4 protein-coding genes are annotated in these 6,000 nt (G+C 71.8%); 3 read left to right on the top strand and 1 reads right to left on the bottom strand.

Going from position 1 to position 6,000, the window contains the following annotated elements:
- Window positions 1-109: 109 nt before the first annotated feature.
- Complete coding sequence (locus ACZ4WV_RS24495) at window positions 110-1,693, bottom strand: chitinase (RefSeq protein WP_465750139.1); 1,584 nt, start codon at window positions 1,691-1,693, stop codon at window positions 110-112.
- A gap of 417 nt (window positions 1,694-2,110) precedes the next feature.
- On the opposite strand from ACZ4WV_RS24495, the gene ACZ4WV_RS24490 reads away from it, so the two are divergent.
- From ACZ4WV_RS24490 to ACZ4WV_RS24480, 3 genes are all read left to right on the top strand, one after another.
- Window positions 2,111-2,905, top strand: a complete 795-nt coding sequence (locus ACZ4WV_RS24490; RefSeq protein WP_465750137.1) for an isoprenyl transferase — start codon at window positions 2,111-2,113, stop codon at window positions 2,903-2,905.
- 261 nt (window positions 2,906-3,166) lie between these two features.
- Complete coding sequence (locus tag ACZ4WV_RS24485) at window positions 3,167-4,501, top strand: PhoH family protein (protein ID WP_465750136.1); 1,335 nt, start codon at window positions 3,167-3,169, stop codon at window positions 4,499-4,501.
- Between the two features lie 452 nt (window positions 4,502-4,953).
- The gene (locus ACZ4WV_RS24480) at window positions 4,954-5,694 is read left to right on the top strand and encodes an aggregation-promoting factor C-terminal-like domain-containing protein (protein ID WP_465750134.1); all 741 of its coding nucleotides are present in this window, start codon (window positions 4,954-4,956) and stop codon (window positions 5,692-5,694) included.
- The last annotated feature ends 306 nt before the right edge of the window (window positions 5,695-6,000 follow it).

The raw sequence follows: 6,000 nt of genomic DNA, 5'->3' as shown, positions 1-6,000 counted from the left end.
GGAGGGACGAGCCCGGCGAGGCGCAAGCCTGGGGGGCGGGCCCTACACCCCCCCCCCCCCCCCCCCCGCGGCCCCCCCCCCCCCGGGGCTGGTCGGATCCCGGAGGGGCTCAGGGCATCTTGTGGACGAACGCGCCGACCGTGGTGGAGAAGGCGTTGCCGTTGTTGGCGTCCCAGTTGGTGGACCAGGTCATCGCGCCCCGGATGGTCGGCCACTTGGCCGGCGGCACGAAGCTGCCGCAGGTGTTGCCGGTGGCCAGGCAGTTCAGCGCGTTGTTCACCACCGACGGGTCGACGTAGCCGCCGCCGGCCGCCCTGGTCGAGGCGGGGACGCCGATGCCGACCTGGTCGGGCCGCAGGCCGCCCTGGATGTGGGTGCACACCTGCGAGGTGATGAAGTCGATGGTGCCCTGGTTGTAGACCTTGCCGTCGCAGCCGTTCATGCCGCCCGAGTTGTAGAACTGGGTGTTGACGACGGTCAGGATGTCCTTGGTGTTCAGCGCCAGTTGGAAGTAGGCGCCGGAGGTGCTGTACATCCCGATGGTCTCGGGAGCCATGGTCAGCACGAAGCCGGGGCCGACCTTGGCCTGCAGGGCGTGGAGCGCGTTGCCGAGCGGACCGGCCTGGACGCCGTTCTCCAGGTCGACGTCGATGCCGTCGAAGCCGTAGTCCTTGAGGATCGCGTAGGCGCTGTTGGCGAAGTTGGCGCCCGCGGTGGCGTCGCCGACGGTGATCGCGCCGTTCTGGCCGCCGATGGAGAGGATGACCTTTTTGCCGGCCGCCTGCTTGGCCTTGACGTCGGCGCGGAACTGGGCGTCGGTGTAGCCGCCGAGCGCCTTGGACAGGCCCGCGTCCAGGGTGAAGCTGATCGCCCCGGTCTGGGTCGGCACGGCGTCGGCGAAGGAGACCGCGATGATGTCGTACGCGTTCTGCACGTCGCTGAGGCGCTGCGGGGTGGAGCCGTTGTCGAAGTTCTGCCAGTAGCCGGTGACCACGTGGGCGGGCAGGCCGGTGGCCGGCGGCGTGGTCGGGGTGGCGGTGGGGGTCGGCGTCGGGGTGGTGGTCGGGGTGCTGGTCGGCGTGGCCGTCTGGGTGGGCGTCGCGGTCGGCGTCGGCGTCGGCGTCCGGGTGGGGGTCGCCGTCGGGGACGGGGTGGAGGTGCCGCCCGGGCCGTTCAGCGCGACGTCGTCCGCGAGGTAGGCGCCCTGCCCGTACCAGCCGTGCAGGTAGACCGTGGCGCTGGTGGCGTTCGCGCCGGTGGTGAAGGTGGTGGACAGCTGGTTCCAGCTGTTCTGGTTCGACCAGGTGGACGGGTCGGTGCCGCCGGTGCCGCGCGCGCCGAGGTAGACGTACGGACCCTGTACCCAGGCGCTCAGCGTGTAGCTGGTGTTGGGCAGCACGCTGATGGTCTGGCTGCACTCGGCCGTGTCGCCGGCGCTCGGGGTGGCCTGCAGCGCGCCGGTGCCGGCGTGCACCGGCGAGGAGACGGTGGTCGCGGCGCCGGTGCAGGACCAGCCGCCCAGCCCGTTCTCGAAGCCGCCGTTGGCGACCAGGTTGCCGACCGCGGCGCCGGCCCCGCCGGCGAAGAGGGCGAGGCTGCCGCCGGCCAGGACGAGGGCGGTGGCGCCGGCCGCGACGGCCGGGAGGGGGCTGCGCCGGCGCTTGTGGACGGGCTGCTTCAGCGTACGGGCCATGGGGTGACGCTCCTGGGGGAGGAGCGACCGCCGCGGTGGGGGGCGCGGCGGCCGCGTGTGGGGGAGGGGAGGTCCGGTGTGAGCCGTGCGGGACGGGGCGGACGCCGCCGTCCCGGGTCACAAGCTGGACTAGACCAATAGGGGTCGTCAAGCATCCGACCGTCGGCTTACGGATTCCTTAAGGATTCGGAGACCGTTCCGTGTCCACCCCGGCTCCAGCCCGGCTCCAGCCCGGTTCCACTCCCGCTCCGTCCCGCCGCAGCCCCCGCGCAGCCCGCGGCGCACACCTCGCGACAGTCTTCGTACAGGACTGTGACCAGACCGCTACCTGCTGCTTTACCGCGCGCCAGTGCGCCGGAGTAGGCTGCGCCGGTGCGGTGACGCACCAGCTGAACGAGCACGGAGGGGCCGGGAAACATGGGTCTGCGCGATGTCGCCGAACGGACTCCGGGGCTGCGCACCCTGTTGGGCGGGATGTACCGGCTCTACGGCCGCCGGGTGGAGGTCCACCTCGGTCGCACCCCCCACCACATCGGCGTGATCCTGGACGGCAACCGCCGCTGGGCCAAGGCCACCGGCGGCTCGACCGCGTACGGCCACCAGCGCGGCGCCGACAAGATCAGCGAGTTCCTCGGCTGGTGCGACGAGACCCACGTCAAGGTCGTCACCCTGTGGATGCTGTCCACCGACAACCTGGACCGTCCGGCCGACGAGCTGGTCCCGCTGCTCGGCATCATCGAGGACGCCGTCACCGGCCTCGCGGGCGCCCGCCGCTGGCGGGTCAACCCGGTCGGCGCGCTGGACCTGCTGCCGCAGCACACCGCCGACGTGCTCAAGCGCGCCGCCGAGCAGACCGCCGGGATCGACGGCATCACCGTCAACGTCGCCGTCGGCTACGGCGGTCGGCACGAGATCGCCGACGCGGTCCGCTCGCTGCTCCAGGAACAGGCCGGGCGCGGCACCTCGATCGAGGAACTGGCCGAGATCCTGACCGTCGAGCACATCGCCGAGCACCTCTACACCCGCAACCAGCCCGACCCGGACCTGATCATCCGCACCTCGGGCGAGCAGCGGCTGTCCGGCTTCCTGCTCTGGCAGAGCGCCCACAGCGAGTTCTACTTCTGCGAGGCCTACTGGCCGGCCTTCCGCAAGGTCGACTTCCTGCGCGCCCTGCGCGCGTACGAGCAGCGGCACCGGCGGATGGGGCTGTAGGTTCCGTCACCCCCGCCTGCGGACAAGGGAGGACGGGCCCCGGCCCGCGCCTGACCGGGTGAAAGTGACCGCCGTAGGCATGGCCTACCCGGGCCCGGTGCGAGGCCAAACGTTCACCGGCAATGATCCGTCAGTTCGCCGGGGACGCGAATGCACCGCTCCTCGCCTGGGAATACTCCAGTCAGTCCGGTCCCGAGGCCACCGGGGCAGCGGGGGCCGGCTTGCCGCGGATGACGCAGGGTCATCCGCTCTGGAGGCCTAGTGGTCAGTTCCAAGAGCCGCCGGACACCAGACCGGCGCACGTACGTTCTCGACACCAGCGTGCTCCTGGCGGACCCGCTCGCCATGACCCGCTTCGAGGAGCACGAGGTCGTGCTCCCGGTGGTGGTCGTCACCGAGTTGGAGGCCAAGCGGCACCACCCGGAGCTGGGCTACTTCGCCCGCCAGGCACTGCGACTGCTCGACGACTACCGGATCCGCCACGGACGGCTCGACGAGCCGATCCCGGTCGGCGAACTCGGCGGGACGATCCGGGTCGAGCTCAACCACTCGGACGTCTCGATACTGCCGGTCGGCTACCGGGCCGGCGGCGGCGAGGCGGACACCCGGATCCTGGCGGTCGCCCGCAACCTGCAGGCCGAGGGCTACGACGTCACCGTCGTCTCCAAGGACCTCCCGCTGCGGATCAAGGCCAGCTCGGTGGGCTTGCTCGCCGAGGAGTACCGGGCCGAGCTCGCGATCACCTCCGGCTGGACGGGGATGACCGAGCTGCACGTCCAGGCCGACCAGGTGGACGCGCTGTTCGCGGCAGGCCACGACGCCGGGGTGGACATCGAGGGGGTCGCCGAGCTGCCGGTGCACACCGGGCTGGTGCTCACCTCGGAGCGCGGCCGGGCGCTCGGTCGGGTCACCGGGGACGGCCGGGTCCGGCTGGTGCGCGGAGAGCGCGAGGCGTTCGGACTGCGGGGTCGCAGCGCCGAGCAGCGGGTGGCGCTGGACCTCCTGCTCGACCCGGACATCGGCATCGTCTCGATGGGCGGCCGGGCCGGTACCGGGAAGTCGGCGCTGGCGCTGTGCGCGGGGCTGGAGGCGGTGCTGGAGCGGAGGCAGCACCGCAAGGTGATGGTCTTCCGGCCGCTGTACGCGGTCGGTGGCCAGGAGCTCGGCTACCTCCCGGGCACCGAGGCGGAGAAGATGGGCCCCTGGGCGCAGGCGGTCTTCGACACCCTCTCCGCCGTCACCACCCCGGACGTGATCGAGGAGGTCATCGCCCGGGGGATGCTGGAGGTCCTGCCGCTGACCCACATCCGGGGACGCTCGTTGCACGACGCCTTCGTGATCGTGGACGAGGCCCAGTCGCTGGAGCGGAACGTCCTGCTGACGGTGCTGTCCCGGATCGGCCAGGGCTCGCGGGTGGTGCTCACCCACGACGTGGCCCAGCGGGACAACCTCCGGGTCGGCCGGTACGACGGTGTGGTGGCGGTGGTGGAGAAGCTGAAGGGCCATCCACTCTTCGCCCACATCACGCTCACCCGCTCGGAGCGCTCCCCGATCGCGGCGCTGGTCACGGAGATGCTGGAGGACATCCACCCGTGAACCGATCCTGATCGGGGCATAGTCGGACAATAGGTTCAACTGGCGCTGCGGGGCCCGCTCCTGGGGGAGCGGGCCCCGTCCCTTTCATCACATCGAGTGTCATCTGTCCGGGGAACTTCCGCGCGGTGAATGTGACATGCGCCACGCAGGCGGGAATTGCGTCGACAGTGCCCGGTGCGGCATGGTGAGGGTTCTGTCAGGCCCCGCGTACGGCGCGGCAGGGCTTCCGGACCCCGGGAGTCAGGCCCCGGATGGTCCGCCAACTCCAGTCGGTGGACGCACAATTGAAGACCGACGAGCCGTACGCCGCCCGATTCCAACGCCCGGTCGAACTCACCTCGACCGGACGCCGGGCCAGCACCTCCCGTGACCGGAACACCCAGCGGAGGTCCGTGCCAAGGGGCATGTTGCGCCCGTACGGTCACGCATGGGCGATGCTGGAAGGAATCCATGTGACTCGGATCTCGGTCCGGGGAGTCGCTGTGGCCTCCGCCACCGCCGTCACCGCAGTCGGTGCCGTCGTGGGGATGGCCTCGGGCAGCGAGGGCAAGACGACGCAGACGGTCGACGTCGCGGGCGCGACCCTGCTTGCCGAAGTCCCCTCTGGCGCCCAGGCGCAGACCATCAGTGACAACATCGGCCAGCAGGCGACCGCCCAGCAGGCCTCCGCCGACGCCGCGGCCAAGGCCGCCGCCGAGCAGAAGGCCGCCGAGGAGGCCGCGCGCCAGAAGGCCGCCGCGGACGCCCAGGCCAAGGCTGATGCCCAGGCCAAGGCCGACGCGGACAAGGCCGCCAAGGCCGCCGCCGACCAGCGCGCCGCCGCCGAGGCCGCCAACCGCTCCAAGGCGCGTTCGGCGATGACCGCGGTCGACGACGACAGCACTCCGGCGGTCTCGGTCAGCCCCGGCTCCGTCCAGGACATGGCCCGGCAGATCGTCGGCAGCGACGCGCAGTTCCAGTGCTTCAGCCAGATCGTGAAGCGCGAGAGCGGCTGGGACTACACCGCGACCAACAAGAGCTCCGGCGCGTACGGCCTGGTCCAGGCGCTGCCCGGCTCCAAGATGGCCTCGGCCGGTGACGACTGGCGCACCAACCCGGCCACCCAGATCAAGTGGGGCCTGAGCTACATGAACAGCCGCTACGGCAGCCCGTGTGGCGCCTGGTCGTTCTGGCAGGCGCACAACTGGTACTAGGCCGCCGACAGCTCCGAAGGCGGCCGCCGCCGAGAAGGCGGTGCACTCGCGTACGGCCCCCGGCCGCTCGTCCCCTTGGGCGAGTGGCTGGGGGCCGTGGCGTTCTCCCGTCGCGTCCGTTGCCGGTTCGTTGCCGGTTCGCTGCCGGTCCGCGCCGGTCTGCCGCCCAGTGGGAAGGGACGGACCGCGCCGCCCGGGCTGCGCTGACCAGTGCGCTCGCGGGCGGTGCGGCCCGGGTGCGGACGCGGGGCGCGGGAAGGGGTCCTGGTTGCCTCCCGCGCCGGCCGGTCCGCCGGCAGTTGGCCT

It is taken from the genome of Kitasatospora sp. NPDC029312 (genome assembly GCF_055569215.1).
This window is presented reverse-complemented; position numbering and strand designations above follow the sequence as displayed.